At 36.9% G+C, this 1,722-nt stretch carries 1 protein-coding gene; it reads left to right on the plus strand.

From position 1 onward, the window contains the following. Positions 1-591: 591 nt before the first annotated feature. The gene (locus GQS10_RS22720; RefSeq protein ID WP_166246584.1) at positions 592-1,257 is read left to right on the plus strand and encodes a hypothetical protein; all 666 of its coding nucleotides are present in this window, start codon (positions 592-594) and stop codon (positions 1,255-1,257) included. Positions 1,258-1,722 lie beyond the last annotated feature (465 nt).

Consider the following 1,722-nt stretch of genomic DNA (forward strand, 5'->3'; position numbering starts at 1 on the left):
CGAACCCCCGACCTACGCATTACGAATGCGTTGTAGTGAGTTTCTCTAAGCACCAACAAGGACAATGCTATTTAAGCTTTGTTTTTATATATTGCTAAGTACAATCCCCCCAAGTATTAAGTATTCTCTTCATGACGGTTGAAGTATCGGTAGACCATCTGAAGGTGCGGTGTGTCGTTAGTCGGTCATTGCCTAAGCAATAGCTACGATTCTATCAACTTTACCTTTACACCCTTCAACTGGAGTTTCGACCACAAGATTAGAAGGGCCGCATTTCTTTACTCCTTCCTCCCTCCGCTGCTCACCACCGAGTAACCCGGCATTACGGTAAAGATGTTTATTCTACTTAAACTCTAACTCAGCTTGGGCAATTGCTGTTTTTCAAATAATTTTTGTTCGGCGTTTGCAATTAATACACTCTCTAAAACTGTTACAGATTGAGCACGAGTTTTTGTTTCCTATTTTTATATTTTTTAGAAATAATCCACATTATAAATTTATTTCTAGCAGAATAACAATCCTATTATTTACATTTTAAACATTATTGTTATAGTATTTATTGTTATTATACAAAAATAGGAGAAATATTTTATGAAGTTAAAAGTGAAATTATCAATTTTTCTGTCGGTGGCTTTAAGTTTATTTACATTTAGTACTGTATTTGGTGCAGCGCATACTGTAAATAAACCAGATAAGAACTACGAAAAAAAGCAAGTTATTCAACAACTAACTGAAGAAGAAATCGAGAAGCTAGCAATGTCCTACGGCCAAGACCCTAAGAGCATTAAAGGTGCAGTTAAAATTATTGAATTTGGTATTCCCGAGTCGAGTGAATTTGGCGAGTTTACCACTGCTGCTGCAGAGTACTATTTGGAAAACATTACACATGAAGAGGTAGGAGGGAACACATTCCGCACTGACCGAATCGCTGGACCTAATAAATACTCAGCAGATATATCTAATACAATGTCTTCTGAGATAAGTACGGAGCTATCATCCGAAGCAGGGGTGGATGGTTCGAAGATAGCTGCCAAGTTGGGTGCTAAATGGATTGTGGGGCAAACATTTACTACTAAAGTTGGGCCAGTAGAAGTGCCATCGGGTAAAACATACTCTTTTTATTTTGCTCCACTAAAAGATCATTACGAATTTGATCTTTGGGAAGATGACCTTATTTACGACGACTTTATAGGGAGTTTTTGGTTTCAAGAGCCAAAAGGTATTTATCACTGGTGGCAAGATACGACTGGTTGGTAATCTAAAGGGAATATTATAAAATAAAAGCAGCACTGTATGTGCTGCTTTTAAATTAAAAGAAAGGGGTGCCTTCCAGTGGAGATTTTTTATTCAAAGTGGAGAATAATACCCATTGTGTTTTCAATAGTTTCATTTTTAACCGGAATTCTCTATATTATCAAAAGCACGGAATGGGGGATAGTTAAAAGTTACTATTCTTTAGATCTTTATTTAAAGAAGGGGATAGCGCCAGTCGAAATTAAGGAAGTAGCACTTAACTCGGAAATCTGGTCTTACAAAATTATAGGTATCTTACTAATGATACTTGGGGGATTAGGTCTTATCGTGTTCAACATGAGAAGAATGAAGTAACACTTCATTCAAACCTGGCTCAAAAAGATCGTTACAATTGGACAAGTAAAATATTTAGACTTAATGTACTAAAGGCGCGGACTCCAAAACCGGAAAACCCGCGCCATGATTAGC

It is taken from the genome of Paenibacillus turpanensis (assembly GCF_011421635.1).
Classification (GTDB): Bacteria; Bacillota; Bacilli; order Paenibacillales; family YIM-B00363; genus Paenibacillus_AK; species Paenibacillus_AK turpanensis.

Coding starts and splice junctions, on each gene's coding strand:
- GQS10_RS22720 (WP_166246584.1), top strand. CDS start 592: ATGAAGTTAAAAGTGAAATTATCAATTTTTCTGTCGGTGGCTTTAAGT.